General features: G+C 66.5%; 24 protein-coding genes and 1 pseudogene. 5 read left to right on the plus strand and 20 right to left on the minus strand.

The window, feature by feature from the left end; translation table 11 throughout:
- Nucleotides 1-1,159 precede the first annotated feature (1,159 nt).
- From Afe05nite_RS34910 to Afe05nite_RS34955, 10 genes are all read right to left on the minus strand, one after another.
- Nucleotides 1,160-1,492 carry a helix-turn-helix domain-containing protein gene (locus Afe05nite_RS34910; RefSeq protein ID WP_015620709.1) on the minus strand — a complete coding sequence of 111 codons (333 nt, stop codon included), beginning with the start codon at nucleotides 1,490-1,492 and terminating at the stop codon, nucleotides 1,160-1,162.
- 14 nt (nucleotides 1,493-1,506) lie between these two features.
- Nucleotides 1,507-2,622, minus strand: coding sequence for a tyrosine-type recombinase/integrase (locus Afe05nite_RS34915; protein ID WP_203821557.1), 1,116 nt, complete (start codon nucleotides 2,620-2,622; stop codon nucleotides 1,507-1,509).
- A 518-nt stretch (nucleotides 2,623-3,140) separates the two neighbouring features.
- A complete protein-coding gene (locus tag Afe05nite_RS34920; RefSeq protein WP_203821558.1) occupies nucleotides 3,141-3,299 on the minus strand; it encodes a hypothetical protein in 159 nt (52 codons plus the stop codon).
- A 398-nt stretch (nucleotides 3,300-3,697) separates the two neighbouring features.
- The gene (locus Afe05nite_RS34925) at nucleotides 3,698-4,219 is read right to left on the minus strand and encodes a hypothetical protein (protein ID WP_203821559.1); all 522 of its coding nucleotides are present in this window, start codon (nucleotides 4,217-4,219) and stop codon (nucleotides 3,698-3,700) included.
- Nucleotides 4,170-4,439, minus strand: coding sequence for a lipoprotein (locus tag Afe05nite_RS34930; RefSeq protein ID WP_203821560.1), 270 nt, complete (start codon nucleotides 4,437-4,439; stop codon nucleotides 4,170-4,172). The genes Afe05nite_RS34925 and Afe05nite_RS34930 overlap by 50 nt, the downstream gene beginning before the upstream one ends.
- Nucleotides 4,440-4,681: 242 nt before the next feature.
- On the minus strand, nucleotides 4,682-5,269 hold the full coding sequence (locus tag Afe05nite_RS34935) for a hypothetical protein (RefSeq protein WP_203821561.1): 588 nt from the start codon (nucleotides 5,267-5,269) through the stop codon (nucleotides 4,682-4,684).
- Entirely contained in the window at nucleotides 5,266-6,627 is a 1,362-nt protein-coding gene (locus tag Afe05nite_RS34940; RefSeq protein WP_203821562.1) for an MFS transporter, read from the minus strand. The genes Afe05nite_RS34935 and Afe05nite_RS34940 overlap by 4 nt, the downstream gene beginning before the upstream one ends.
- Nucleotides 6,628-6,737: 110 nt before the next feature.
- Entirely contained in the window at nucleotides 6,738-7,181 is a 444-nt protein-coding gene (locus Afe05nite_RS34945; RefSeq protein WP_203821563.1) for a hypothetical protein, read from the minus strand.
- A 975-nt stretch (nucleotides 7,182-8,156) separates the two neighbouring features.
- Nucleotides 8,157-8,636, minus strand: coding sequence for a creatininase family protein (locus Afe05nite_RS34950; RefSeq protein ID WP_203821564.1), 480 nt, complete (start codon nucleotides 8,634-8,636; stop codon nucleotides 8,157-8,159).
- Between the two features lie 208 nt (nucleotides 8,637-8,844).
- Nucleotides 8,845-10,269 (minus strand): serine/threonine-protein kinase, encoded by a 1,425-nt coding sequence (locus Afe05nite_RS34955; protein WP_203821565.1) that lies wholly within the window; start codon nucleotides 10,267-10,269, stop codon nucleotides 8,845-8,847.
- Nucleotides 10,270-10,470: 201 nt separating this feature from the next.
- On the opposite strand from Afe05nite_RS34955, the gene Afe05nite_RS34960 reads away from it, so the two are divergent.
- From Afe05nite_RS34960 to Afe05nite_RS34975, 4 genes and pseudogenes are all read left to right on the plus strand, one after another.
- On the plus strand, nucleotides 10,471-11,322 hold the full coding sequence (locus tag Afe05nite_RS34960) for a PIN domain-containing protein (RefSeq protein ID WP_203821566.1): 852 nt from the start codon (nucleotides 10,471-10,473) through the stop codon (nucleotides 11,320-11,322).
- A gap of 88 nt (nucleotides 11,323-11,410) precedes the next feature.
- Nucleotides 11,411-12,406, plus strand: coding sequence for a hypothetical protein (locus tag Afe05nite_RS34965; RefSeq protein ID WP_203821567.1), 996 nt, complete (start codon nucleotides 11,411-11,413; stop codon nucleotides 12,404-12,406).
- Nucleotides 12,407-12,932: 526 nt separating this feature from the next.
- Nucleotides 12,933-13,633: pseudogene (locus Afe05nite_RS34970) on the plus strand (creatininase family protein).
- Between the two features lie 367 nt (nucleotides 13,634-14,000).
- Nucleotides 14,001-15,473 (plus strand): ISL3 family transposase, encoded by a 1,473-nt coding sequence (locus tag Afe05nite_RS34975; protein WP_203821568.1) that lies wholly within the window; start codon nucleotides 14,001-14,003, stop codon nucleotides 15,471-15,473.
- Between the two features lie 13 nt (nucleotides 15,474-15,486).
- On the opposite strand, the gene Afe05nite_RS34980 is transcribed toward Afe05nite_RS34975, so the two are convergent.
- The 10 genes from Afe05nite_RS34980 to Afe05nite_RS35025 all read right to left on the minus strand — a co-directional run bounded on the left by Afe05nite_RS34980 (nucleotide 15,487) and on the right by Afe05nite_RS35025 (nucleotide 23,160).
- Nucleotides 15,487-15,768 carry a hypothetical protein gene (locus Afe05nite_RS34980; RefSeq protein WP_203821569.1) on the minus strand — a complete coding sequence of 94 codons (282 nt, stop codon included), beginning with the start codon at nucleotides 15,766-15,768 and terminating at the stop codon, nucleotides 15,487-15,489.
- Between the two features lie 8 nt (nucleotides 15,769-15,776).
- Entirely contained in the window at nucleotides 15,777-16,106 is a 330-nt protein-coding gene (locus Afe05nite_RS34985; RefSeq protein WP_203821570.1) for a hypothetical protein, read from the minus strand.
- 299 nt (nucleotides 16,107-16,405) lie between these two features.
- Nucleotides 16,406-17,287, minus strand: coding sequence for an FkbM family methyltransferase (locus tag Afe05nite_RS34990; RefSeq protein WP_203821571.1), 882 nt, complete (start codon nucleotides 17,285-17,287; stop codon nucleotides 16,406-16,408).
- Nucleotides 17,288-17,366: 79 nt separating this feature from the next.
- The gene (locus tag Afe05nite_RS34995) at nucleotides 17,367-17,744 is read right to left on the minus strand and encodes a MazG nucleotide pyrophosphohydrolase domain-containing protein (RefSeq protein ID WP_203821572.1); all 378 of its coding nucleotides are present in this window, start codon (nucleotides 17,742-17,744) and stop codon (nucleotides 17,367-17,369) included.
- Nucleotides 17,741-18,571 (minus strand): aldo/keto reductase, encoded by an 831-nt coding sequence (locus tag Afe05nite_RS35000; protein WP_203821573.1) that lies wholly within the window; start codon nucleotides 18,569-18,571, stop codon nucleotides 17,741-17,743. The genes Afe05nite_RS34995 and Afe05nite_RS35000 overlap by 4 nt, the downstream gene beginning before the upstream one ends.
- A gap of 41 nt (nucleotides 18,572-18,612) precedes the next feature.
- A complete protein-coding gene (locus Afe05nite_RS35005; protein WP_203821574.1) occupies nucleotides 18,613-19,281 on the minus strand; it encodes a 3'-5' exonuclease in 669 nt (222 codons plus the stop codon).
- Nucleotides 19,282-19,302: 21 nt separating this feature from the next.
- Entirely contained in the window at nucleotides 19,303-20,553 is a 1,251-nt protein-coding gene (locus Afe05nite_RS35010) for a radical SAM family protein (protein WP_203821575.1), read from the minus strand.
- Nucleotides 20,550-21,089, minus strand: a complete 540-nt coding sequence (locus Afe05nite_RS35015) for a nucleoside-diphosphate kinase (protein ID WP_203821576.1) — start codon at nucleotides 21,087-21,089, stop codon at nucleotides 20,550-20,552. The genes Afe05nite_RS35010 and Afe05nite_RS35015 overlap by 4 nt, the downstream gene beginning before the upstream one ends.
- Nucleotides 21,086-22,105 carry a thymidylate synthase gene (locus tag Afe05nite_RS35020; protein ID WP_203821577.1) on the minus strand — a complete coding sequence of 340 codons (1,020 nt, stop codon included), beginning with the start codon at nucleotides 22,103-22,105 and terminating at the stop codon, nucleotides 21,086-21,088. The genes Afe05nite_RS35015 and Afe05nite_RS35020 overlap by 4 nt, the downstream gene beginning before the upstream one ends.
- A complete protein-coding gene (locus tag Afe05nite_RS35025) occupies nucleotides 22,105-23,160 on the minus strand; it encodes a hypothetical protein (RefSeq protein ID WP_203821578.1) in 1,056 nt (351 codons plus the stop codon). The genes Afe05nite_RS35020 and Afe05nite_RS35025 overlap by 1 nt, the downstream gene beginning before the upstream one ends.
- A 1,092-nt stretch (nucleotides 23,161-24,252) precedes the next feature.
- On the opposite strand from Afe05nite_RS35025, the gene Afe05nite_RS44200 reads away from it, so the two are divergent.
- A complete protein-coding gene (locus Afe05nite_RS44200) occupies nucleotides 24,253-26,028 on the plus strand; it encodes an alpha/beta hydrolase family protein (protein WP_239118427.1) in 1,776 nt (591 codons plus the stop codon).
- The last annotated feature ends 6 nt before the right edge of the window (nucleotides 26,029-26,034 follow it).

A 26,034-nucleotide genomic window follows, 5' to 3' on the forward strand; every position in this document is an offset into this window, starting at 1 on the left:
CGGCGTCTCGGCGTGCCGGGCTGCGCGGGTGTGCACAAGGCGCACCGTGGATCCTTCAGGGTTCCGCTGTGCGGGGCTCGGATCTTGCCGCAGCCGCCACAGCGCAGCCGCCGAGCGTGGCAGGACCGGCAGCGGGGTTGCCCGGTCAACGCCGACCGGTTCCCGGGGGCCCGTTCCCCGCACAAGGTGCAGGTGAGCAGCGGCGACTGGCGGCACGACGCGCAGAGCGGTCCCTGCGGGGTCCGGTTGTTGACCGGGCGCAGGTGCCCGCAGCCGACGCACCGTTCGGCGTTTGCCGGGTTCCGGCTGTGGCAGGGCCCGCATAGCGGCTGGCCTCGCCGGTCGCGGCTGCTCACCTCACGGACCTTGCCGCACTGGGCGCATGGCGCGGCCCGCACCTGCCGGTCGCACCGGGCACAGAGCCACGCCTCCGCGTGCCACTTCACCAACGCCACGACACGGCCGCAGTGCGGACATCCCGGCCGGACCATTCCCGCCACACCGGCCTCGGTCAGCGAGTCGACCAGTCGTAGCACCGTCCGCACCGGCGCATGAGCAGCCCGACCGCGCAACAGATCAGGATCTGCTGTCACCGCGGCGACAAGTGCCCACTGCCGGAACAGACCCGGAGCCACCCGTCGCGCCGCCGTCCGTACGACGGTCGGTTCAGCGCCCGGGTCGATGCCCCGAACCGCGGACGTCAATGCTGCCCAGTCGGGTTGCTCCGGCAACGACCGGCACCGCGGACACCGCCACGAGGCGTTCTGGTCCCGTATGGTCGAGCGGCGCAGCTGCCCGCAGCCGGCGCATTCGCGGGTCGGCGTTCGGCAGCCGTCGCAACACCAGGCCGATCCCCGCACCGATGACAACGGCCGGGCGCAACCGCGGCAGGCCGGAGCCGCCACCGCCGCCGCACCGATACGGCGCAGCAGAAGCATGAGTTCACCCAGCACCTGCGGCGCCGGGGACCGCCCGTCACACAGCACCTCCGGTCGGTCCACCAGCACCCGCACCACCTGCCGCTGCCGCACGACCGTGTTCACGACAGTGGTCACGGCATTCTCGACGGTGGCCCGGTCCGCCGTCGGGTCGACCGCGAGGATCCGCTGCACGATGACATCCCGTGGTGCAGCGCCCGCCGTGCCAGCCGCCTCGGTGTTCACGAGTCGGGCCGCATGATCCGGGCCCGCCTCGGGCGAAGATCACCGAGATGGTCGTCGGCGGCGCCGGCCGCCTTGCGCACGCGGGTGTGCTGGGCTGCGGCGACGGGTTCGATGAGGTCCTCCATGCGGCAGTCGAGAACGTCCAGCAGCGCCATCAGAATCCGCAGGCTCATCCGCTCTGGGCGTTCGACCACCAGGCGGTACACCTGGCTCGACGACAAGGTGATGTCGCGGGCCGCGAGCGGCGCGATCAGGTCCGTGGTCGAGAACATCCCCCGGCCCGCCATCAGCTGCCGCAAGTGCCATCGGTAGTCCAACTTGCCGTCCACGTGACTCCTCCTGCCTATCCGGTGGCACAGTCGGGGTCGAACGCTGGTGCCAGCGCCTGCCGCAGCGCTGAGTTCATGAAGGCATCGCTGACGTGCGTGTAGATCGCCGTCGAGCTGTCGCACTCGTGACCGACCTGAACCTGGATGAACCGACGGTCGACCCCGTCCTCCGTCAAGTGCGTCACATAGGCATGCCGCAGCGAATGCGGTCGCAACTCAGCCGGCAGCAGCAGCGCGTCCCGGTACGCCACGAATCGTGCGTTGATCTCCGCCGGTTGCAGCCGGCCACCCCGCTCGGTCAGCCACAGCGCCGGATGATCGGCGCAGCGGAACCGCGGGCGCACATTGTCGACGTAGTCCGCCAGCGCCTCCACCGCCCAGCCCATCATCGACAACACGGTGCGCCGGCGCGGCGCCCGCCCGCGCTTGGCCTTGCCGTAACGCACGCTCAGCGACCCGAACCGGCCGAACTGTGCCGCCTGCGGGTTGCGCGCCCAGTCGACCACATCCAGTTTCGAGGTCTCCGTACGCCGCAGCCCCCACCCGTAGATCACCTTGAACATCGTGGCGTCGCGATACGCCACCAAAGCACCCTTACGCCGATTGCGGATCGCTCGGTCGACTTGGTCATCGGCGTAGTCCAGAAACTTCTGCAACTCGGCCCTCGTGAACGCCCGAGCCTCGGGCCGGCCCTCGTACTGGTTGACGTGCGCGATGGTGTTCCACTCGTGGCAGATCAGGCTCGGGAACGTCCCGAAACGCTGCTCACATGCCGCGACCCAGCCGTACCGGCCATCGGTCAAGAACTCCGTGAACAGCCTCAGCATGCTCTGGTAGTGCCGCACCGTTGACGGTGCCAGATGCCGTTCGGCCAGCAGCCACCCCGACCACTCGTCCACGTGCGCCGCAGTCCACTGCCACGGATACTCGTTCGTGAACGCCAGAAACCGGCGGACCAGCAGCTCTCGGTCCAGGATCGAATCTTCGTGCAGTCCCCGAGCGGCCTGCTGCGCGCGCCAGCCACGCAGCATCGCCTCGACCATCGCTTCTTCCGGCCGAAGATGTACCACGCCGGCCGTCAGTTCCAACCGCGCCGAACCGGGCACCTCCAGCTGCCGATGCTGCGCCATTCACCCATCCCTCCCGATGGGCGTTAAGTGCATCAGATGCAGGAACGGCCGTCAGTCACCAGATCAGGTGACCCATCCCGAAGCCCCGCAATTCGAACCGACTGGCCCTGCTGAGCGCCATGCCTCGCCCATTGGATGGAATTCCTGAGGGTTGGGGAAATACGGCGTGAGATCCTTGGCCTGGCGGCTTTGCAGATAGACCCCATCCGGCCTGACGAACGCCAGGCACCTCCAGCCGTCAAACTTGACCTCGTACGCGCAACCGCCGCGACACATCCGCGGTTCGGGCAGCTCGGCCACCCCGACGCAGCGCATCGGCTCGATCGGCGGCCTAAGCATCCCCCGAAGCTAACGATCATGGCGCGCCCTGCGTGCCGGAATGACCATTTCGTACCGGCCGCGCACTCGGACCACGGTTGAACTACACCACTGTTCTTTGATCGAAAATATTGCCGCTGAGCTGGGCAGACGCGATCGTGGAAGAACCGGCGGACGCTCGGCCACACGGAAGCAATGAGTCACTGAAGGTCACACTCACCCATGCGGTCCGAGGTCCGCCGCTTGGGCTCCGCGACCGCCCGACCGGTCGCGAAGACCTCGCCGCAGCTGCGCTCGATGTCTTCCTCGCCGCAGTAGGCGGGCGTGCCGTCGAGCTGGAGCAGGTGCCAATCCGGCATCGCGTCGCCGGACAAGACGGAGACCCGGTACGCACGCCGACGCCGATGGCGATGGCTGGTTCGCCTGGATGCTGCCGATCTCTGATGGCACGACCGTGCAGGTCCGCATTCCTGGGGTGGAGCTGGCGCGGATGCGAGACGACCTCAGCGCCGCGGCGCCGTGCCTGTACGTGAACGCTAATCCGTGGGGTTGGGACGCTGCGGTCGGGTCCGTGGCGAATGAAGGGATGAAGCTGAGGCAGTCGCCGTAGTCTGCGATGGCCTCCTGGAACCTGAAATCTGAGAACCGCGCTCCGCTGCTGCAATGGTCGGGTGGAGTTCATGCCGGCAGTCGCTGGGAAGACAGCAGCCCCGCACGAGGTGCGGGGCTGCTGGAGCAGCAGTTCGGTGGTCCAAGGTCAGGTGCCGGTGGTCCCGGCGACCTGGTCGGTCGGTGGTGCCTGCACGGTCACGGGTGTGTCGAAGTCGGAGTAGGTCAGGTCCATCGGGTAGGTGCCGCCCTTGGCGCGCGGCACGTCGAGGTGGTAGCGGGTGAGGCGGCCCTGGTCGTCGAGGTCGGCGGTGAAGGCCACGGTCGGTGCCGGCGCGGGGCTGGAGCTGCTGGTCGGGGTCGGCAGGCTCAGTGCCTTGGCGACGGCAGCAGTGTCGAACGTGCCGGTGAAGTGGCGGGCGTTGGTGCGCTGCACGCTGGTGGCTTGGGCGAGGGGGTTGGCCATCTTGGCGCCATCGAAACCTTCGGCGAGGTTGGCGGATTCGGCTTGGTTGATGCGCCGCCAGGGCTTGTCCTTGGTGCCGGGCAGGCCCGGGGTGTTGCTCTTGAGGTAGACGACGTTGCCGAGGATGCGCCATTCGATGACCGAGGCGCCGCCGTCACGTTTGGTGGTGGCGGTGAAGGAGCCGACCTTCCTGGTCGGGTCCATGGCTCCGTCGGGACCTGGCATCAGTGGTGTCGATCTTGACGGTCATGGTCATCTTGAAGGTGTCGGTCTTCAGTCGGCCGGCGGCGTCGGCGAGCTGGGCCGAGGGCGTCTTCGTCGGTGGGGTGCTCGTGCGGGATTCGGGCAGCTTGGTGTCGGTGCAAGCGGTCAGGGCGAGGACGGCGGTTGCCGCGAGGATGCCGGTGGTGTGGGTGCGTCGCATGGTGGCGGGTGCCTCCCGGGAGTGGTTCTGCCGATGGGTGTGCGGTCGGGGTAGGCGGCGTTGTGGCCCGAATGCACCGCCGGGCTCAGTGGGTGCGCGGCGGCGAGCTGGTCGGCGTCGGAGATGTTGGGCCGGTTACCCGGGCCGTGTGGCCGCCATTTCGGCGGGACGGCAGGGTGTCGCTGCGAACCGCGACGACACCCTGCCGCCGATTGGGGACTTCCGCTGGCGCGTACGCCGGCTTAGAAGTCGGACACGCCGGTCGCGCCGCCTGCCCAGCCGGACGTGTTGTACAAGATCCCGGCACGCATCCGGAAGTACGTGCCGTCCTTGACGTTGGTGGCGGCGTTGGCCCAGGCACCGGCCGCGATGGTGGTGTAGTAGTTGCAGGTGTTGCTGGTCTTGCCGAACATCACGCAAACGCGGATCCGGCCCCGGGTCGTGTTCTTGACGTTGATATCCCGGCACTGGCTGGTGGTCTTGAGCACCGGCGTGACCGAGTAGTTGAACTGGCCGGTCGGGTCTTCGGGGAAGGCGATGCTTCCGTAGCCCTCGAAGTGGAACGAATACGGCGCCGCCCTGCAGCCGGACGCGGCCAGGGCCGACAGCTTGCCCGAGCCGGGGGTCGGGTCACGGTAGGTGGCGGCCTGCGCCGGGGTGGCGCCCATCAGCGGCAAGGCCGCGGCGATGGCGGCGCCGATGATCAGCAACAGCGGAGTGCGCCGGCGTTTCCGGGCCGTGACCCGGGTCGCGCTGATCGGCTTATCGTGCTGAGGATGCGCCGCAGCGGCGTCGGCGATCGAGGCGGTTCGGGTGAGGGTGGTGTTCATCGGAGGGCTCCTTCGAGCTCGAGGACCTGATGGTCGATGTGGTCGGTGGTGGACTCGGACGTGCGGGTCAGCCGGTCAGGAGGTGTCATGTCGTCACCCACGGCGGGCACAGGCGCCTTGTGGCCGCGAAGGGTTCCCGTTCGGTGGTGCCGGCCGCGGCTGCGGTGCACGACCGGGGCGACCACGACCAGCAGCGTCGCGAGGACCGGGAGGATGAACAGGGCGTTGCCGAGGCCGATGTGCACGGCGGCGCCGCCGATGATGGCCGGTCCGGTGACGTAGCCGAGGTAGCCCAGCGCGGCGACGCGCGACAGCGCCGCACCGGGTCGTGCCGGGTCGAGGCTCCCGGCGGTGGAGTAGAGCAGGGGTACGACGCAGGACAGTCCGGCGCCGAGACAGGCGAACCCGGCGATCGCGGTGACCGGGGTGCCGCCGAGCAGGCCCAGGGCGAGGCCGCCGCCGCCGATCAGGCCGCAGCCCCGCAGCAGCGCAGCGGGTGCAACAGCGGCGGTGAGGCGGTCGCCGACGAGCCGACCAAGGGTCATGCTCGCGGCGAAGGCGGCGTAGGCGGTGGCAGCCATGGCGGGTGTCGCACCGAGGCGGGTGAGGTAGGTGCTGGCCCAGTCAGCGGCGGCGCCTTCGCTGATCAGCGCGCTGAAAGCGAGCAGGCCCAGCAGCAGGATCCGCGTTCGGGGCCGGCGCTGCACCGGGTCGGCCGCGGCCGTCGAGTCCGAGCCCTGGTCGCTGGGGGTCGAGACGGGTGCGGGGATGAGGCGGTGGATCGACCATCCCGCCGCGGCGGTGGACATGACCGCGGCGGCGGCGAAGGCGTCGGCGACGCTGAGGCCGAGGTGGGCGCAGGCGGCGGACAGCAGGGCCCCGGCCACCCCGCCGATGCTGAACAGGGCGTGGAACGACGTCATGATCGGCCGTCCGTACGCACTCTGGCACGAGACCGCCGCGGCGTTCATCGCCACGTTGAGGGTGCCGTGCAGGATGCCGAAGGCAAGCAGGGCCGCGGCCAGCGTCGTCCACGTCGGGGCGTGCCCGGCGAGCAGCAGTGCCCCGCCGAGTCCCAGCGATGGCAAGACCATAACGGTGGTGCTGCCGTGCCGGTCGATGAGCCGGCCGGCGGCGCGCATGCCCACCAGGCCACCGGCGGCGAGCAGGAGCAGGCAGATACTGAGCTTGCCGTCGGCCATCTTGATGTTGTGCTGGATGGTAGGGATCCGCGCAGTCCAGGTGCCGATGGTCATGCCGGCGATCAAGAACATCAGGCTGATCGCGAGCCGGTACCGGCGCAGCACCTCGGGGATAGCGCTGGTCGTGCTGGACGCAGGGCGCAGGGCGATAGTCATGGAAGATCTCCACGGAAAGAATTCGGGCGCCGTAGCGGCAGCGGGAAGGGCCTGGCGTGCGGCGCCGGCACGGGAGCCGGTGATGCCGGCGGCATCACCGGTCGCGGTGTTCAGCCGACGGTGGCGCAGGCGGTGCCGTAGCTGGAGTAGCCGTTGGAGGTGCCGGGGCCGGTAGCGCCGGTGTAGCGCCAGAACTTGGACCAGATCTTGGTTCCCTTGGCGTAGTTACGGTTGACGTTCCAGGTGCCGGTGGTGACCTCGGCGCCGAAGATCGACTTGGAGCAATACTCCTTGTCCTTGCCGCCATTGGAGTCGGCGTAGTGCTTGCCGTTGATCAGCACCTGGCTGTGCCCGGACCGACACGTCTTGGCGTAGAGCGCGACCCGGCTCTTGATCGAGTTGACGTGTAGCTTGCTGCCGTTGACCGCCACGCAGGAGGCGGAGGCGTCACCCTTGCACTTGTCCGCGCTGGCCAGGGCCGGCGTGGCCGCGGTGAGCGTGAGGCCGAGCGCGGCGGTGACGATGGCGCCGGTACGAGCGATGGTCTTGTTCATGGTTGCCTCTCCGGGAAGGATGGTGGACCCGGTCCGCGGCGGGATGGTGATGAGCCGGCCACGAACGCGCCGACCGGACTCCGCGTCTCGGTTGACGCCCCACCGTTGGATGCGGTCCCGGGGTGTCGGGGCCCGGCGTCGGTCGCTTCCCTGACGACCCTGCCTGCGCGGCTGACCGCGATATAGCTGTCCGCAGCTGTACTGGGCTGTCCTGGGTGACGCGGCGGGACCCACCCGTTTCGACGTCCTGAGTTGGCGGATGCGAGGCCGAACGGGCGCCCGTGGCCGGGCGAGCCGAGAGATCAGCGGCGTTCATGACCGGTGGGTGAGCTGCCCGCTCACCGCCACCCGAAGGTTCCCGTCCGCAAGCCGCTCGCGTCGTTTCGCCACCAGCGCGCGTCATTCGGGCGCGCCGGGTAGTCGACGTGGGTGGGGCCCATCAGCAGGATGAGCATGTGGAGGAAGGGGCCGGCACGCTCGGCGGTTCCTTCGAGACGTCGACAACCTTGATGATCTGTCAGGCTTGCAGCGGGCCAAGCAGCTGCGGAGAACCGATATAGCCCTCACGGCCGTTGGCCGTTGGCACGGCCAGGACGTGGTCGCCAAGCAGCTGACCAAATTAGAGAGGCACTGGGTCAACGCTTCGCACACGAGGTCAGCGTCTTCCGGGGGTTCGCCGCTGCCCCGCCGTGGCGGGTACCGCAGTTACGCTTCGCCAGTAGCCGACTGATCCATCAGTGCGTTCCGATCCAACAGCTAGTTGGGATGCGGCTACTCGGCCGGTGGCGGCCGCAGGGATCAGCGTCCGCTGTCGAAGCCGGTTCGCGCAGTCTGCGGCGTGGCTCAGCTCGATCACTCCGGGCGAAGTGTCCTCGGACTTAGGGCTGGGGTTGTGGTCGGATTCTCATCCCGATGGTTTCGGGCGAACGTCGGGGGCGGCTCGTACCCGAGACGAGCAGTCCGCTAGTCCCCGAATTAGGCCGCGCCGGCGGCACCGAGAGCCACCAAATGGTCAGCGAACGCCTCGGCAAGAGCATCTAGAATGATGCTGCCTTTGGCTGAAGTCGCGACGCTAGGCCGACCGATGACGCCACTTTCGGTATAAGCCTTCATGCCGTGCACGAGGAGGAAAGATCGATCTCCGGCAAGGTGATCGGCCGCCAGCGCACCGTCGTCGATCGCGCCAGGGCGGCAGGAAAGGAGAATGGAGACTTCTAGTTCACCAGCATGCATGTCTTCGTGTGAATCGGTTTCCAGGACGGCGGCTTGCCGTGCCGAATCCCATTCGGCGCGGGTTGGGAACAAGCTCATCGAGCTGGGCCTGTCCGCGTTCGCGCTTTGTACAACGTTGCTTTTACCGACCGCGATCGACCGCGCAAATGCCCTGGCCTGCGCCTTCACGTAGATTACATGTCCACGACGAGATGGCAGCGGAGGCTCGCCGTCCTCGCTCATGGCAACCCGATCGTGCTGAAGCCAGCCACGCTGGCTTCAGCACGCCAGTCGGATTTTCTGTCCTCCCCATCGAGGCCGACGCCGGGTTCCTCTCGGTAGTCGCCCCGATGGAGACGTGAGCAGCGCTGGACGGCGATCTCGTGATCAGCGCTAAACGTTGGATCTCGCTGACCTCAAGCGCTGGCGGGCCGCCGGCGTGGACAGACGGTCAAGTCTGGGTGATTGCCTGACGTAGGAGATCGACGATCACGTCGGGGCCTATCGGGTCGCTCGTCATCGTCCATATATGCATTGACGGGCGGAGCATGTGTTGGCGTTGGGCTTGGAAGACGTGCCAGGCGAACCCGTGTTGTCGATCCCGCGGGCCGTAGTCGTAGCGGGATGGGGTCGAGCGCGCGGTGAATCGCAGGACCGACCAGGACAGCCGGCCGTCGTGCGCTTCGCACACGAGGTTCGCGTACGGGCCCGTCGCGTTCGGTGCAGCGCTTACAGCGCCGACGAGAAGCAGCGGATCACGCTCCGGGATCTCCAGGTCTGGCGCAGATTGGGGCCAGACCTCCACGACCAGCCGTCCCTGCTCGCAGCGCAACTCCAGATCCAGTCCGTTCCGCACGTCGAGTTCGGCCTCTGGCAACGCCTCGCGAACCTGATCGGCTGCCTCCTCCAAGACGTCGCGAAGATCCGCGAGGGCCTGGCTGATCTGCTGACCGAGCAAGGCCTGTTTGGCCTTCAGCGCAGCGCCGGTGGCTTCCTTCTCAGTATCGCGCTGCTGCGCGGCGAGGGCCGCTTCCCGTAACGCCTCCCGCTGCGGTTCCAGACGACGGACAGCATTGTCGAGGGTCTCCACCACGGCCCGAGCGTCCTGCGGGCGCTGCGCGGGATCTTTGCCGAGTAGGCGAAGCACCAAGCGGCGGACCATCGACGGAACCGCGTCGGGCAAGGGTGGTGGTGGTTCCTGTTCGTGTAGGCGGGCGAACTGCTCTTCGTCAGTGCCGACGTAGGGCTGGTGGCCGGACAGAACTTCGAACGCGAGGACGCCCAGGGCGTAGAGGTCGGTCTTGACTGTCGCGGGTCTGCCCGCCCAGATCTCCGGAGCCTTGTACTCCGCCGTCCCTTGCCCACGGAAGGTGTAGCGGTTCGTGGACACGCGAAGATCGCGGGAGATGCCGAAGTCCGCCAGTTTCCACACGCCGTCGACTTGGAGCACGTTGGCTGGCTTCAGGTCGCGATGCGCCACCGATGCTTGTGCAAGCTCGGACAGACCCATTGCGACCTGCCGGATCACCTCGACGCCAGCCGGAATATCAAGGTCTCCCTCGCGGATCGCCTTGGCCAACGATCGAGTTGCACGGGGCATCACCAGCAGCAAGTCCTTGCCTGCCCGCCCGACATCAAGCAGTCTCATCACGTGTTGGGCTGGCATGTCGGCCAAGATCTGACCGATCTCGACCTCCCGTTCGCGTAGCCGTCGTTCACCTTCGACGTCCCAGGGCAAGGGGATTCGCTTTACGGCAACCGGATGACCATCAGACCCGGTGCCTTCGAATACCTCGCCGAAGGCACCGGGGTCTCCAAGTCGGGCATCCGGGTCGTAGGACCACTGCCCGCCGTGCTCGCCGTCGAAGAACTCCACGACTGCGATGATGGCAGACAGGGTGGAGGCGGTCGGGCTCGACGGGCGTTACGACACGATGGACAAGCCCACCGGCACTGATCACCGTTGGCGGGCTTGCCGGAACGAGCCCCCGGGAACTCCGAGGCGCTGGAAATGTCTCCGGTTCCGCAGATCTTTGGTGGGAGGATCCCCGGCATGAGGTTGAACCCCGGGGTCACGATGGCCCGCGCCGACGAGGCGCTGCGTACCGCCGAGATGGCGTGGAAGAACGCCAAGGGCGGGAGCTTCGGATACTTTCGCTCCTACATCGACGTCGTCGAGAAGACGTACGCCCCGTTGCGCGAGTGTTTCGCCGAGCCCGATCTCGCCGGCGCCATCCGCGGCGATGCCTATTGGCACCTGCTCTCCCTCGACCTGGCGTTCCGCTCCACCGTGACTTTACTGGTCAGCGACCTCCCGCCGAGCATGGCACCGGATAATACGGATATTCGACGCGCGAACAATGAGGCGCATCGCCGGGTCATCGACGACGCGATCCGTGAGCTCGCTCAGGCGCGCGCCGAACTCAACACCCTGAAGGAACTCGCCGTCCGACCGGGCCTGCCCCTGGTCCTCGACACGAACGTCTTTCACACCTGGGAGCGGCCCGACCAAATCGACTGGCCCGCTGTTCTACGCGGATGGAACGAGCCCGACCGGGAGGCCCGCCTCGTCGTGCCCCTACGGGTCGTCGACGAACTCGACAAGCAGAAGTACGGCGACGGGTTCCTCGCGAGGAGCGCCACCAAGGCCGTGCGCTTCCTGCAACAGACCCTCGCGGGCCGTACGGGTGAGGCGGCGGCGATTCGCCCCGGCCGCAGCGCCACGCTCGAGGTGTGGATCCAGACCGAGGACCGCGGCGGCGACGCCGACCTGGCCATCCTGCACTGCACGTCGGACCTCGACGTAATCCGGGACGGCGGCGCGCGAGTCGTGACCGGCGACCTCGGCATGCAGTTGCGTGCCGAGCACATGGGCCTACGGGCACGACTCCTGCCCGACAACTACAAGAAGAAAAAGGACGAGGACTGACCCAAGCGCCGCCCGGAGACCAGCCACGATGCGTTCGAGACCCGAGAAACCTGTGGCACCCGATCCGGGCCGCTGCCAAGCTGCAATCGTGCCTGACACCTTCTACACCGACCGGATCGGCCAGGTCGCCCCACGCACCAGCGAGGAGATCTCGCTCCCGGCCTGGCGCGGCGTCGTCGTCCTGATACAGCAACAGCTGGACAACGGCGCACTTGCACATGCCTACCCCGAGTATTACTGCACGGACGATCCCGGCCGCAACACGATCACGGGAACGGACCGCAAGGGCTTCTTCAACGCCCTCGAAGCCCACGTGCCGCAACTGATCGAGTCCGCAGGCGACCCAGCGGATGGATGGGCCCGCCGATCTCCCAGGACCCCACTGGATCCTGACATCATGCCAGCCACTGCCACCGTGCTGGACGTGATCGACTTCGTCGCACAGAACATCGAACAGCCGAGCTCCACTATTCGCCACAGCTGGAACGGCGACCACACTCACTACTACTTCGGCGAAGAGCGCGACCCCATCCATGCCGGGCTGCTCACGCCAGAACAGGAAAGGTTCCAGGACAAGATCGATCAGATCTTCAGACGCAACGGAATCGCGTTCACCTTGGGCGACGACCTACGCATCCGCCGTCTCGGACCGCCCGAAGCCCGTGCCCTGATCGCCGACTTTCGCCCGAACACTGGCGACCCCAAGCTTGACGAGTTGTTCAACGACGCCTTCGCACGGTTCGTCTCCCGGTTCCGCGCAGATCGCCAAGACGCCCTCGAAAAGCTCTGGGATGGCTTCGAGCGTCTAAAAACCCTCCAACTCGGCGGACAGAAACAGAACTCCATCGCCCTGCTCCTCGACAACGCCGCATCGGAACCATTCCGCACCGTCCTCGACGAGGAGTTCAGGACCCTGACCAGCATCGGCAACCGATTCCGGATCCGGCATCACGAGCACGACCAGCAGGAGCTCCCGAACGGCGACGCTGGAGACTACCTATTCATCCGGTGCGCGAACCTCATCGCGCACATCCTGCGCCGGACGGGCCGCATGGCTGCCTCCGACGCGACTCTCCCGCGATAGGTTGCTGGCAATCCGCACCGCCTGGAGGCCATTACCACTGCGCTGACGCGCAGGTCCGCACATCCCTCCGGCAGGAATCTGCGAGCCCTCGGGACTGTCCGCCGGGCTCCACCACGGATCCGACGGCAGCGCCGCGACGGCATGGGCGTGCTGCTGGTCAGTCACGACCCGGCGCCGATGCCCCGGTGGGCCGATCGCGTTCATGACCTCGTCGCGGCAGCGCGGTGACGGCCGCCCGCGGATCTGCCAGATGATGTCGTGGAGCCTGGTTCTTAAGGGCAGCGCTCTTCATAGCAATGCAACGAGATCCGCGACGCGCCTATTCAAAATTTCGAGCAGTTCGTCTCCAGTCTTCTGGGCTCGCCGTGCCAGCGGCGATGGCATCTCCCATAGCTGCGATCCGAGCGTTACGCAAGGTGACAGCGAGCGCGGCGAGGACACTAGACGGACCCGTCGACTGCGGGCTCGCCACCACCAGGAAGGTCCCCGGACAGCGTGCCCGTGGCACGCTGTCCGGGTGACCTTTCTGCTTCCGACGGCAACCTCTGCGGACGAGGGTGCCCGAGCTGCACGGACTGCTGTGTTGCCGGTGGGCAGCTTCGAGCAGCACGGCGAGTACCTTCCGCTGATCACCGACACGGTGGTCGCGTGTCTGGTGGCGGGCCGGGTGGCCGCCGACTACGGCGGGTTTCTGCTGCCCCCGATCACGATTTCGTGCTCGCATGAGCATGCCAGGTTCGCTGGGACGGTGAGCATCAGCGCTCGGACGCTGATGGCGGTGATCGAGGACATCGACGAGTCGCTGCGGGCTCCGGGGTCGAAAACTTGGTGATCGTCAACGGGCACGGCGGCAACTATCTGCTGCGGAACGTCGTTCAGCAGTCGACGACGGTCCGGCCCCGGATGGCGCTGTTTCCTGCCAGTGAGGATTGGGTGACGGCACGGGTCGATGCCGGCTGCGAGACGGGGTCGCACGAGGACATGCACGGTGGGGAGGTGGAGGTTTCCTTGCTGCTGCATGGCGCGCCGGAGCTGCTGCGAGACGGCTATGAGAGCGCTGACCATGCGGCTGATGAGCGTGTGGACCTGCTGACCCTGGGGATGAGCGCCTATACCTCGTCGGGGATCATCGGTCGGCCGTCGTTGGGCACTGCGGACAAGGGCGCGGCGGTGTTGGATAGCCTGTCCCGGTCGTTCGCCAGGGTGCACAAGCTTCTTGAGCCCTGAATTTGACGAGGTAACCGGCCCGCGCCGGCAGATCAGGTGAGGCTGGCGGGGTCGGCGATTCGGGTTTCGAGGTCGGCGATGCGCCGGTCTTGGAACCGCAGAGTGGACCGTGCTGCGGTGAGTCTTTCCTCCAGTGTGCGGTTGTCGCTGGTCAATTGCTGGACGAGCTGCTTGAGTCGGCTGTTCTCGGTGGTGATGGTTCTGTAGGTGAGTTCCGGGTTCTGGCACAGGAAGTGTGATTGGCCATCGATGATGGCTCGTTGCTCTGCTGTGTGACGCGACGCTTGAGCACTTCCTGCCGCACCTCGACGCGCTCAGCATCAAGAAGGTTGAGCGGTTAGACGATGGGCTGTGGCTGTCGGCCAGCGTGCGAGCCCGGATTGCGGTCTGCCGGTCCTGCGGGACGGCGTCAAACCGAGTGCACGGGCGGTACTCGCGCGAGGTGACGGATGTTCCGATAGCGGGCGTGGCGACCAAGATCCAGCTTCACGTGCGCCGGTTTATCTGCGGTAACGCCGCCTGCGCCGTGCGGACGTTCGTCGAGCAGGTCGACGGTGTGACCCGCCGCCGCGTGCGCAGCACGGACGGCTTGCGCCGGACGCTCACGGCGATCGGCCTGGCGCTCGCCGGCCGGGCAGGAGCGCGGCTCGGCGCAGTGTTGGGGATGGTGACCAGCCGCAGCAGCCTGCTGCGGCTGGTACGGGCGCTGCCAGACCCGCCCGAGCGTCCAGTAACGGTCCTGGGCGTTGACGACTTCGCGATCAAGAAAGGCCAGAACTACGGCACCGTCCTGATCGACTGCGAGGACGGACGAGTGATCGACCTGCTGCCTGGCCGCGACGCCGCGCCGTTGGCCGGCTGGCTCGACGCGCACTCGAAACCGGAGGTGATCTGCAGGGACCGCGCCAGCGCCTACGCTGAGGGAGCCCGTACCGGCGCGCCGGACGCGGTGCAGGTCGCCGACCGGTTCCATCTGTGGCAGAACCTCGCCAAGGCCGTCGAAAGATGCGTCGCCCGGTACAAGAACTGCCTGCAGGAATCCGTCGTCGCGCCAGTCGACAAACAGCCTGACGCAGCCGGTGGACCCGAGCCCAGCAGCGCGATGGCGCAACGCCGCCGTGAGCACCACAGATTGGTGCACGACTTGCTCGGCCCTGGAGCCGGGATTCGGCAGATCGCCCGGCACCTCGGCTGGAGCCACAACACCGTCTCTCGATACGCGCGTGCCGCTACCTGGCAAGAGATGGTCGTCGGGCAGAAGGCACGTCCGAGCAGCCTCGACCCGTTCAAGCCGCACTTGCTCCGACGTATCGCCGAGGGTTGCCTCAAGGCCGCCACCTTGCACCGCGAGATCACTGCGCAGGGATTCACCGGCAAGTACGGCATCGTCCGCGCCTTCGTCGAGCAGCACCGCACCCGCCCAGACCTGGGCAAGATGGCCAAACCTCCGTCAGTCCGCGAGGTTACCGGCTGGATTTGCCGCCACCCTGATCATCTTGTCGAGCGTGACACCGACCGGCTTGAAGCCTTCCTGGGACGCTGCCCCGAACTGGCCGCCGCTGCTGACCTGGTGCGCTCCTTCGCCCACATGCTGACCGGCCTGCACGGCGACCGACTCGGCGAATGGATCGCTGCTGCTCAACAGGCCGGATTGCCCGGAATAACCAGCTTCGCCAACGGACTGATCAGCGACTTGGACGCGGTCACCGCTGGCCTGACCATGCCGCATAGTTCGGGGCCGGTGGAAGGTAACGTCAACCGGATCAAAATGCTCAAGAGGCAGATGTACGGTCGAGCAGGCTTTGATTTGCTCCGCAAACGAGTGCTACTAGCCTCATGAAGATCGCCGGGCCTCAGACGAGGTCAAGGGCAGTCCGGCCATCGGTTTCGTACTCTGGGCGAAGTATCACCCAGCCAAGGTCTTGGTCGACTAACGCGTCCGCCAGTCTTCGCAGCATCTCGAGCGGATGAACTACGTGAGGCTCGACTTCAACATCAAGATTCCATCCGGTCTCGCCGGTGCCAGCCCCCGTCACCTCGCCGTCGGCTCCAAGAACATCGGCGAGTAGGTCCTCAACATCATCCCGATCGATGTCGTCGGGCAGAGGGCCCCTTCCAATGACCTCGATGAACATGTGGGCGATCATAACCAGGCCTGAAGCCGCCAACTCCACACTTGGTGAGCCAGAACCTCGTTCTCACCGACATAATCAGTGGTGATCCGTGCGATGGTCTCGTCGTCCCATTCGGCTTGCAGCTCGCGGATCTGGCCGAGGAGTTCACCGATGCGGCTCCGTTGACGAACGATCTCCGTGCGGACGATCTTGAGTCCTTCTTCGGCGTTGAGCGCTCGCGGCACCGTGGCAAACGCTGCGGCGACCTCTGGGCGGGTGATCCAGCCCTTCGCGGTCAGGTGCTCGACGAGCTGCTGCCGCGCAGTTTCGGGCGCCAGGTCTTCCACCAGTTCGTTCACAGCCACTCCTTCGCGGGGTTGGACGTCACCGGGCGCCGGGCTGGTCGGCCGGGAGGCTGACTGGGCTCGGCCGGTCGCCGGTTCATCTGTACCGGTCACCGATGGTGCGACACGTCGTGACGCGCTCTTGGGGTCGTCGAGCTGGCCGGTTCTGTCACTCAGCGGGATGACTGACCCGTATCGCCGTTGGCGTCGTCGACCGTCGCAGTGAAGTCGATTGATGGGCGTGGCCGCCCAAACCGGCCGCGGATCTCGATGGTGTGGCTGCCTGCGGTACGGATCTGCGAGCGAAGAACAGGTCAGGGCAGGAGTGCCGGGTGATCTTCGCGGGAGAAAATCAGGTCGGTCATTTCTGTCACATCGTGGCACCAGCGACGTGGCAGAGAGACGGAGTGCTTTGTGTAGCTGCTCGCAGCGTAACTGTTGTCAATGCGGTAACAATAAAAGCCCGCGGCACTCAAGGCAGCGATCACTTCGGATGCCTTGCGGCCTTGCCGCGCTAGTCGGTTAGGTGAAATCTCGATCGCGATTTCGGCATCTTGTCGGAGGGTGCCGAGGTTCGGAAGTAGTCCGTCTACGACGTCGGCTTCGGCTCCTTCGACATCGATCTTGATGATGCGTGCGGTTTCGAGTTCCGTGGCACTGAGCAGGTCGGGTAGAGAGGCTGCTGCTGCACGGAAGCTGGGTTCGAGGTCGTTACGCGGACGAACACTGGTTGTACCGCCGAGGTTGTTGTGGTCCTTGATGTAGAAGCTCAGTTCGCCGGTTGTTGCGGAGACTGCGCTGTCGACAACGCGGATATTGCGGTAGTCGTTGGCCGTCGCGGTCAGGGTGAGAGTTGCCGCGAGTGGGGGTGAGGCTTCGATCGCTACTACGCGACCGGAGGGGCCAACCAGCGGCGCGGCGAGCAGGGAGAAGTGACCGATGTTGGCTCCGACGTCGATGAAGGTGTCGCCTGGTTGGAGCCGGCTTCGGATCCAGGCTGTCAGGTTGGGTTCCCATGTGCCGAATAGGTAGAGATAGCGCTGGATAAGATCGTTAGTCGTCACGGGAATGCGAGCGCCGAACCGCGTGCGTGTGGTGGTGGTGATCGGATGGTGCTGTAAGTGTTCGTCAAGGGTTTCAGCCAGTGCGGCGGAAAGGCGCCCGGCGGGGCCATAACGAACGTAAGTGCGCAGCACCCGCACAGGCATCATAGAGTGCCCCTCTAGCGTTGTGTCAGATAGCAAGGCATCGGGATGCGACAGCAAGTGGTTTCACTCACGAGCCGTCGACCTCCTCGGTCACTTGGGCGTGCCGGGCCCGGATCTGATCGCCGAGCGAATTGACAATGCCGAACTCGAGGGCGATGCCGACGGCTACACGCATGACGTCCGCGAGTTCCATGGCGAGATTGCGGGGATCGAACTCGCCGTGCTTTTGGCGCTTCAGTCCGGTGCCGGCCCAGATGTTGATTTGCTCGGCGACCTCCCCGGTCTCTTCCGCCAATTGAGCGACGCGCTCGAAGGCTCCGCCCTTCTTCGGATATCTAACGGTGAGTTGTTGAGAGGTAGCGACCAGGAGTGAGAAGAGGTTGTCGGGGCAAGTTTCACCGCTTCCGGTGTCGGCCGCGGTACCTGTCTCTGCCGTGCCCGTCATGAGCGACCGTCCTCATCGGCAGTTTGGGCACCTGTGGACTGGTCGGCGGCGCAGTTGGCCCGTAGGTGGCTGAGCGAGGCGGTTCCGGGGATGACCAGCATTGCTGGGGATCGCTGCAGCAGCGTCTGCAGGACTTTCGTCGCGGCCGCGGGGTCCGTTTCGGAGGTGGTTGGGTCCGTGCCGGCGTTGAAGGGCTTGTAGGCGACGTAGGCCAGGCCGTGTTGTTCGCAGTACGGCAGGACCGGGTCAACCGTGGCCAGCCGGTGCTGGTTTTGCACGGCGGCGATGTCGGTGATGGCGCGGGCTTGGTGTACCTGCTCGACGGTGACTTTGGACAGGCCGAGGTGGCGGATTTTCCCGGCCTGGCGAAGCTCGTCCAGAACGCCGAGTTGGTCGGCGAGCGGGACCTGTGGGTCGATGCGGTGCAGGTAGTAGAGGTCGAGGCAGTCGACGCCGAGTCGGCGCAGGCTGAGTTCGACGCACTGGTGGAGGTACTCCGGTCGCCCGCAGGGACGCCACACGTTGGGACCGGGGCGGGCCAGGCCGCCTTTGGTGGCGATGACGAGCTCGTGAGGGTAGGGGTGCAGCGCCTGGCGGATGAGGGTCTCGACGGTGTGCGGGCCGTACGCGTCGGCGGTGTCCAGGTGGGTGATGCCGAGTTCGTGGACCGCGGTGCGCAGGACTGCGATGGCGTTGTCGGGGTCCGGAGGGAGGTCCCAGTGGCCGGGCCCGGTCAGCTGCATGGTGCCGTAGCCCAGGCGGCGCACGGGGAGGTCGCCGCCGATCGTGAAGTGGGACGCCGCGGTGGCAGGTGGGGCGGTGGTCATGCCGAGCGCCTTTCGCCGTGGCCGGCTGACACGGTGGGGTCCTAGTCGAACAAGGTCCCCTGGTTCGCCGGGGTGGATGGTGTAGCGGTTGGTGCCGCCGTTGGGGGCGTGCTAGGGATGCCGGCGACGTCGAGCAGTTGCTGGAGAGTTGGCTCGCTGGTGAAGTGCCGGCGGATCAGCGTGGGCAGGAGCAGCGCTGCGCCGGTGGTGTCCCATAGCGCCCGGTGCGGGCGGCTGGCTGGTGCGGCGCTGGTCACCGCAGCGGTCAGCTGAAGTCGGGCGAGCAGGTCGGTCAGGCCGAGCTTGCCGTTCAGATCGGTGGCTCTCGCGAGGCGGTAGGTATCGATCAGCCCCGCGGGCGCCAGCTCGGGTAGGTGCCGGTGCAGCAGCCGCCAGTCCACGCCGACGTTGTGGCCGACCAGATAGGTCCCATGCAGCCGGGTGAGCAGGGCGTCACGGATATCGGTGAAGGCGGGTTGACCTTGCAGGGCCAGGCCGGCCAGGCCGGGCGAGATCCACGGCTTCGCAGGGATCGGCCTGCCCGGGTCGAGACAGGTGGTGTAGGCGGTGGTCATGTCAGGCCGGCCGGCGACGAGCCGGATCGCGGCGATCTCCAGGATCTGCTCATCATGGTGTTCCTGGGCGCCGCTTCCCTCAAGGTCGAGGGCGACCAGATTCGCCGCATGCCAGGGCTGGTGGGCTGAGGTCACCGCCTGCACCGTACCGGCCGGTCAGTCGTCTTCGGTGCGGGCCACGAGCGCGAACTGCTCTCTCACCCGATCGAAGTCGGCGGCCTGCTCGGGGTTGAGGTCGTGACCGGTCAGGGACCGGCCGTGCGCGCCGAGCACGTGCGGGGTTTCGATGTCCCAGATCTGGTAGCCGAGGTCGTGCTGGATGGCGTAGCGGCGCTGCTCCCCAAGTCCAGTGGTCCAGACGTGTCCGTCGTCGACCTCCCAGGGGGAGTCGAAGCCGAAGTGGTCGAGGACGCGGCGCATGTCGGTGTCGGTGGGCTGGCGTAGCGCGTTGGCGCAGCGTTGTTGTTGCTCGAGCGGGCATATGTCGCAGAGCTCGCGGACGCCCCAGTGGCCGTTGTAGTCGAAGGTGCTGTGAGCGAAGGCGACGCCGCAGGAGGTCTTGCGGAACAGTGGGGTGGTGCTGCCGGAGTCGCGCCAGGCGTCGACGACGCGGGCGTCGAGGTCGGCGGCCATCGTCTTGCGGCGGTGGTATTCGTCCTCGCTGTAGGGCACGTCGACGCCGAGTCCTTCGAGGTAGGTGGCGTTCTCCTGCTTGTGGTAGAGGCCGGTGAACACCAATGCGTCGACGTCCCGGCCGACGTCGAGGACGTGGGCCATGGTCTCGGGGCTGTCGTTCCAGCCGGGGGTGATCGGCCGCCAGTACAGGATCACCCCGGTCCGTTTGCGGTGTGCGGCGGCGGTCCGGATGGACGTGACGGTCATGTTGCTCTTGGAGATCGGTTCGATCCGGTCGTCGCTGATCCCGGAGTAGGTGAACAGCAGCGTCACCCGCAGGTGGGCGAGGCGTTCCAGGAAAGCCATGTCGTCGGCGGTGACCCTGAACCGGGTGATGACCAGCATGTGGTTGGTGAACCCGGGCTCGTCCAGGGCGGCGAGGACCTGGAACAGGTGCGGTTTGACGCCGGGCAGGAACGGGTCGGTGGCCTTGTTGAAGATCTGCAGCGGGGTCGTGTGTGGCTGGAACATCGGGTGGGCGATCAGCTGCTCGATAGCCTGCTCGGTGGGCACGAGCAGCTGCGGGATCTTCATGTCGAAGTTGCCCCAGAAGTGCCGCACGCAGTAACCGCAGTTCAGGGTGCACCCGACGATGTGGTTGAGCGACAGGCCGCTCTTGCGGTTGCCGATGATCTGAGCGATGTACGGGTCGAGCTGGGCCTGTTCCTCGGCGGGCATCAGGCGCAGCGTGCGAGGGCCCGGGGCAAATCCCAGGGGGATGGTCGTGGTCATCGGCGCTCTCCGTTCACGGGGATGAGGGCAGCGGTGGAGGCGGGGAAGTGCAGCAGGTGCCGGTTGGCGGCGCCGAACCAGGTGTCGAAGTCGGCGGGGACCACGTCGCTGGTGTCGGAGCTGTGGATGAGGTTGTCGATCAGCCGGCCATCGGCGCTGGCCTGGGCGAGGCTGTCGGCGGCGTATCGGCCGCGGATGGTGTCGGCACCGGCGGCGGCTGGGTCGGTCGGCCCGAGCAGGGCCCGCAACCGTGCTGCGGCGTCCGGGCCGTAGCCGAGCGCGACGGCGGCCGCGCGGCCGCCGTAGATGCGTCGTAGTTCGGCGGCGACGTCACGGCCGAGTTCGGCTGAGCGCGGCAGCATGTCCGCGTAGTGGGCGAAGATCTGATCCTCGGTGGGAAAGACCACGGTGACGTGCTGGACGGTCAGGTGCTGCTCGACCATCGACAGGACCGGGCTGAGCAAGTTCCGGGTAAGACAGTCGGGCTTGAGCAGGATCACCGTCCAGTAGTTCCAGTCGACGGGTTGGCCGGTCATGCCGGCCGCCCCGCCAAGGCGGAGGCAGTAATCCGGTTCGGCCACCGGTGTGTGAGTAGCCAACGGTGGGCCGCAGTGAGCGCAGCTGTGGTGTCGTCGTTGACGTGGTGGCCCGCCTGGATCTGGCGGTAGGCGTCGAACAACAGCAGCACCTGACGCCAGAAGTCCGGCAGCGGCAGCTCGCGGGCAGTCTCGGCGGTCAGCTCGCCGCGTCCGGTGCGCAGCGCGGTCTCCCAGTCCAGCAGCAGCTCCAGTTCGGCCTGGCTCAGACCAGGCATCGGCGTGGCCGCGAACGGCGGCGCCGGGGCGGTGTCGGCCTCGGTGAGGATCGCGCGGACTTTCTCCTGGTCGAGGACGTTGATGTGCATCGACCCGACGTGGTGGGTGTAGCTGCCAGGCTCGACGCCGAGCCGGCGGGCGGCGAGCTCCTGGATCATCGTGAAGGAAAACGTGTCGCACAGCAGCCCGATGAGCGCGTCGTTGCCGCGCATGTAACCGGTCGCGTGCAGGCGGCCGCCGCGGAGCATGAACTGAAGCCCCAGGGTGCAGGCAACATCCGGATTGTCGACGCCGATCGGCTCGTGCGGGCGCATGATCACCATCGCGGCGCGTTTACTGTCCGGATCCTCCCCCAGCGTCCGCAGGCACCGGTCGAACTGCGACAGGCCGTCGTCGCCATCCGGGCCGAACAGCCGCGGCCCGTACGCGGTACCCGTCAGGGTGGTCCCGTCGATCGACAGCTTCGCCAGCCGCGGCGCGTAGTAGCTGATCATCGCTACGTCGCTGCGGCCGGCCACGTACCACAGCAGCTCGGCGTAGTTGAACACGATGTTGGTCTTCCGTGCCGCCAGGAATGGGGTTCGGCGGGTCACGTCGGTGAGCCGGAAGCTGATGTTGGGCACCTCGAAGCCGTCTTTGCCGCGGCCGGACGTCTCGTAGGCGGGGTCGTCGAGGATGCGGCGCAGCACCGCCACGTAGGCGTCGGTGAAGGTGGCGAACTCGGGTGGGGTGAGCATCAGCAACTCCTGGTGATGAGGGATGGCCCGGCGCCGGCGAGGTCGCGTAGTGCGGCGAGCAGAACTGCTGCCTGCCGCGAGGTGCGGTACGGGTCCAGCAGGTCCAAGCACGCGCGGATCAGCGCGGCGTGCTCGGCGGTGCCGGCGATCCGCTGAATCCAGGTGATCTTGTCAATGACGTCGGCAGCGTCACGGACATGCAGCTGGGGTGGGGTGAACACCTCGGCCCCGAAGATGTCCGCCGGGGTCAACGGCAAGCACCCCTGCGTGATCGACTCGAACAGCCGCGAGGTCTGGTGCCCAACCGTGCGGTACCGCTCGGGCAGCAGCAGCACGGTGGCCAAGGCCTGCGAATGCAGCGCGGCAACCTCGGCGAACCCCACCCGGCCGGTGAAGTGAATATCAGGCCATGCGCCCGTCTTCGTCCACTTCCCGGCCACGCGGTGCGTCGCACGGGCGGCGGCGGGTGCGAAATAGTGATCGAACGCGTCATCACGGTCGTACTGATTACCGACGTACACCAGCGGCAGAGGCCGAGGCAGACGCGCCAGCTGGTGAGGGTCAGCGGTGTCCAGCAGGCCGTCGGGTACGGGACAGTTCACGGTGATCGCCCCGGGACCGGGGCGCAGGGCGTAATCGGCGACGCGCACATTCGGGCAGAGACGCAGTGGGTCGTCCGCAGGTAGTCGCCGGTCCTGGTCCCAGATAATCGTGGGCAGGCGACGCGTATGGGTGAAATGGTCGATCAGCTGCTGTTGCCGATGGAGATCGCACGTGTGTCCTGGCGAACCGCACACGGTGGTGTTGCGTGCGGGCAGCGGCCATCGCCACTCATAGATGATCGCGTCTAGGCCAGGAAGCCCGTCGTCGAACGTGTAGGCGCCGGTCAGATCGACGCCGGCCTCAATCAAGTCGCGATTAGCCTGGACGAGGACGACGTGGCTACCGGCTTGTTGGAGTGCATCGATGACGGGTCGGCGGTAGCTGCGACCCCCGTCCGGCGTGTCGAGCACGCCGTCGGTAAGGAAACCCCAGAAGCTGTACCCAATCCGCATGCGGGACTCCGCGCATTCATCACCAAGATGAGCCAATCGTGCGTGAGTAGGACGCGGATCATCGACCATGGGATCGCCTCCTAAGTCCCCGGGTATTGTTTCGTGGATCCGTGAAGGATTGCGCCTGGTGCTACGCATACCCGGCACTACCCGAGCCGGCTTTCCGCAAATTGACCGAGCAAATAATCAACACGTGCAACTCTTATTTATTCGACTGCGCGACTCGAGCCACGTATTCCCCTTCCGCTAATCACCATCGCGGAAAGCCCGACAGACGGGAACTACACCCTCCTGTGCACTGTGCTCTACCGGCCAGGTGCACACGACGGTGCACACCCCGGTCCGTCCATCGGCAAGCATCCATGCATTCTTGTTACCAATTGTCATTAACGATGATCACCCCTACGTGCAGCGACGTAAATCGATGACGATCGCCACCCCAGCAGCCCTGGTAACTAGCTATATGCTGCCTGAGCGTGACTGAATCTCTATCGCAGAGAGCAACAATGACTTCGTGCATGCCGACGTTCGATCCGATCACCGATGGCCGCGCCAGTTAAGGCCAGGAGCCTTGGCGGCGCTTCCATCGCGAATCGCGTACCCTCGCCGAGATGGCCGAGACGAGCGGTGAACTACCCGGAGACTGGTGGACGACTGAGGACGTCTTGACGTTCCTGCGGTCAGCGGGAGTCCCGATCAGTCGCGTCACGTGGGCGGCCTACGTGTCTCGCCGCCAGGCGCCAGCTGCGGACCGCATGTTCGGCCGCTCGCCCGCCTGGCGGCCGGCAACGGTCCGGGAATGGCAAGCCTCCCGGCCGCGCCGCGGGTCGATCGAAGCCTGACAGACCACCACTTTTTCGAGCCGGCAGGCGCGGAGAGGAAGCCTCGCGGACACGGTCCACGCCGTAACGAGCCCGCGGTCGAACCGCCCAGCGGCAACTCCTTGACCGCAGGCCATTGATCACTTTGAGCTCAGGAACGCCTCAACGTGCATAGGCAGCCGTCCCAGTGCTTACGCACGCTCGCGTTCAGCACTGGTGCAGCCGTGAGAATGCGACATGCCGAGGCAGGTGTACCCGTATGATCACGGCGATGTCTAGGCCCCTGCCAGTTTGGACCGCCGCCGAGGCCGCTGCCGCTGCCGTCGTCTACGACGAGGTTCGAGCTGACGGGCGGAGCCTTTGCTGGCTGCAAACCATCCCGGAGGAAGACGGTCGTGTCGCGCTGATGCGAATGACTTCCGACGGAGTCATCAGCGCGGTCAGCCCGGCAGGAACCAGCGTGGGCAGCGACCTGCATGGGTACGGTGGCGGCGCATACGCCACCCGCAATGAGCTGGCGTGGTACGTCGATGCCGAAAGCGGTCACGTCTTTCTGAACGAGGACGGCGACGCTCGAGTTGTCCTGGAACGCCGCCACGCCGACGAGTACCTCGGTGACCTAGCAGTCACCGAGGACCAGTTGTGGTGCGTACGGGAGACGAGCAGCGGCGATGAGCTGGTCCAAGTGTCGTCGGATGGATCGTTACGAGTAATTGCCGCAACCGACGGCTTCTTCGGATCGCCGCGACCCTATGACGGGAAGTTGGCGTGGCTGCGCTGGGACCGAGACCGGATGCCGTGGGACGGTAGCGAGCTCATGGTCGCAAGTCACCTGGGCGATCCTGTGCCGCCGGAGCGAGTCAGCGGCGGCCGGGAAGAGTCCGTGACACAGCCACAATGGGACCACCGCGGCCGCCTGTGGTTTCTGTCGGACCGTACCGGTTGGTGGAACCTGTACAAACTTGACGGTAACGAGGTCACGCCCGTAGCGCTGATGGAGAAAGATCTCGCGCCACCGGAATGGGAAGCCGGCTATCGGTCATATGTCCTTCACCCCTCCGGCGGTGCGGTAATGATCGAGCACAACGGTCCGCACCACCAGCTGCTGATCCACGACGGTACGAGCGTCAAGCCGCTTCCAACGCCCTTCACGTCGTTCAAGCCCTATCTCACTATGCAGGGATGGGACGTCGTTGGAATCGGCGCGTCTCCGGTACAGGCTCCGCACATCTTTCGCCTCGACCTTCTGCGGCCAGAGCAGGGGACGCAGATCTTCGAAGACTCCGCGGACGCCGCCGGACACTCGGTTACAGCACCACAGCCTCTTCGCGTCCCGTCCCCTTCGGGCGGCGAGGTACAGGCGCTCGTATATCCACCGGTGAACGCGGCCGGCGACTGGTGCGCGCCGTTGGTCGTCCGGGCACACCCCGGACCCACCTCCGCTGTCCACACCCGGCTGGACTGGCACACACAACTGTTGACCAGCAACGGGTTCGCTGTGGCTGACGTGGATTACCACGGCAGCACCGGCTACGGGCGGCCATTCCGGCGCAGCCTTTACGGCAGATGGGGAGACCTCGACGTCGACGACTGCGCAGCTGTCGCTGAATACCTACTCGCTGAGGGAAGGACCATGCCGGGCCAGGTGTTCATCACGGGCTCCAGCGCCGGCGGGTACACCGCTCTGCAGGCGGTCTCACGCCCGTCCGTGTTCTCGGGCGCGGTCGCACGATCGGCGATCGTGAACCCCAGCCGATGGATGACGACCGCACCGCGCTGGCAACGGCCCCACGCCGTCGGCTTGGCCGGGCCTGTGGGTGCAGTTCGAGCCGAGGTAATCGACCGCCCAACCCTGCTGATTCACGGCGCCGACGATCACATCGCGCCGCTGTCTGACGTTGCGGACCTTGCTCGGCAACTTGCCGTCCGCGCAAAGCCATGCCAACTGATCGTCCTGGACGCGCGGCACACACTCTCGGCTCAACAAGCCACCGCCCTTGCGCTGCAGGCGGAACTCACCTTCTACCGCGACCTGATGGCGCCGTGAGGCATT

It is taken from the genome of Paractinoplanes ferrugineus, from assembly GCF_016862195.1.
Taxonomy (GTDB): Bacteria; Actinomycetota; Actinomycetes; order Mycobacteriales; family Micromonosporaceae; genus Actinoplanes; species Actinoplanes ferrugineus.

Coding starts and splice junctions, on each gene's coding strand:
- Afe05nite_RS34940 (WP_203821562.1), bottom strand. CDS start 6,627: ATGACTATCGCCCTGCGCCCTGCGTCCAGCACGACCAGCGCTATCCCC.
- Afe05nite_RS34920 (WP_203821558.1), bottom strand. CDS start 3,299: ATGCCGGATTGGCACCTGCTCCAGCTCGACGGCACGCCCGCCTACTGC.
- Afe05nite_RS34915 (WP_203821557.1), bottom strand. CDS start 2,622: ATGGCGCAGCATCGGCAGCTGGAGGTGCCCGGTTCGGCGCGGTTGGAA.
- Afe05nite_RS34945 (WP_203821563.1), bottom strand. CDS start 7,181: ATGAACAAGACCATCGCTCGTACCGGCGCCATCGTCACCGCCGCGCTC.
- Afe05nite_RS35020 (WP_203821577.1), bottom strand. CDS start 22,105: ATGCTCACCCCACCCGAGTTCGCCACCTTCACCGACGCCTACGTGGCG.
- Afe05nite_RS35000 (WP_203821573.1), bottom strand. CDS start 18,571: ATGACCACCGCCCCACCTGCCACCGCGGCGTCCCACTTCACGATCGGC.
- Afe05nite_RS44200 (WP_239118427.1), top strand. CDS start 24,253: ATGTCTAGGCCCCTGCCAGTTTGGACCGCCGCCGAGGCCGCTGCCGCT.
- Afe05nite_RS34995 (WP_203821572.1), bottom strand. CDS start 17,744: ATGACGGGCACGGCAGAGACAGGTACCGCGGCCGACACCGGAAGCGGT.
- Afe05nite_RS34930 (WP_203821560.1), bottom strand. CDS start 4,439: ATGCGACGCACCCACACCACCGGCATCCTCGCGGCAACCGCCGTCCTC.
- Afe05nite_RS34925 (WP_203821559.1), bottom strand. CDS start 4,219: ATGGACCCGACCAGGAAGGTCGGCTCCTTCACCGCCACCACCAAACGT.
- Afe05nite_RS35025 (WP_203821578.1), bottom strand. CDS start 23,160: ATGCGGATTGGGTACAGCTTCTGGGGTTTCCTTACCGACGGCGTGCTC.
- Afe05nite_RS34935 (WP_203821561.1), bottom strand. CDS start 5,269: ATGAACACCACCCTCACCCGAACCGCCTCGATCGCCGACGCCGCTGCG.
- Afe05nite_RS35010 (WP_203821575.1), bottom strand. CDS start 20,553: ATGACCACGACCATCCCCCTGGGATTTGCCCCGGGCCCTCGCACGCTG.
- Afe05nite_RS34950 (WP_203821564.1), bottom strand. CDS start 8,636: ATGAGCGAGGACGGCGAGCCTCCGCTGCCATCTCGTCGTGGACATGTA.
- Afe05nite_RS35015 (WP_203821576.1), bottom strand. CDS start 21,089: ATGACCGGCCAACCCGTCGACTGGAACTACTGGACGGTGATCCTGCTC.
- Afe05nite_RS34980 (WP_203821569.1), bottom strand. CDS start 15,768: ATGTTCATCGAGGTCATTGGAAGGGGCCCTCTGCCCGACGACATCGAT.
- Afe05nite_RS34960 (WP_203821566.1), top strand. CDS start 10,471: ATGGCCCGCGCCGACGAGGCGCTGCGTACCGCCGAGATGGCGTGGAAG.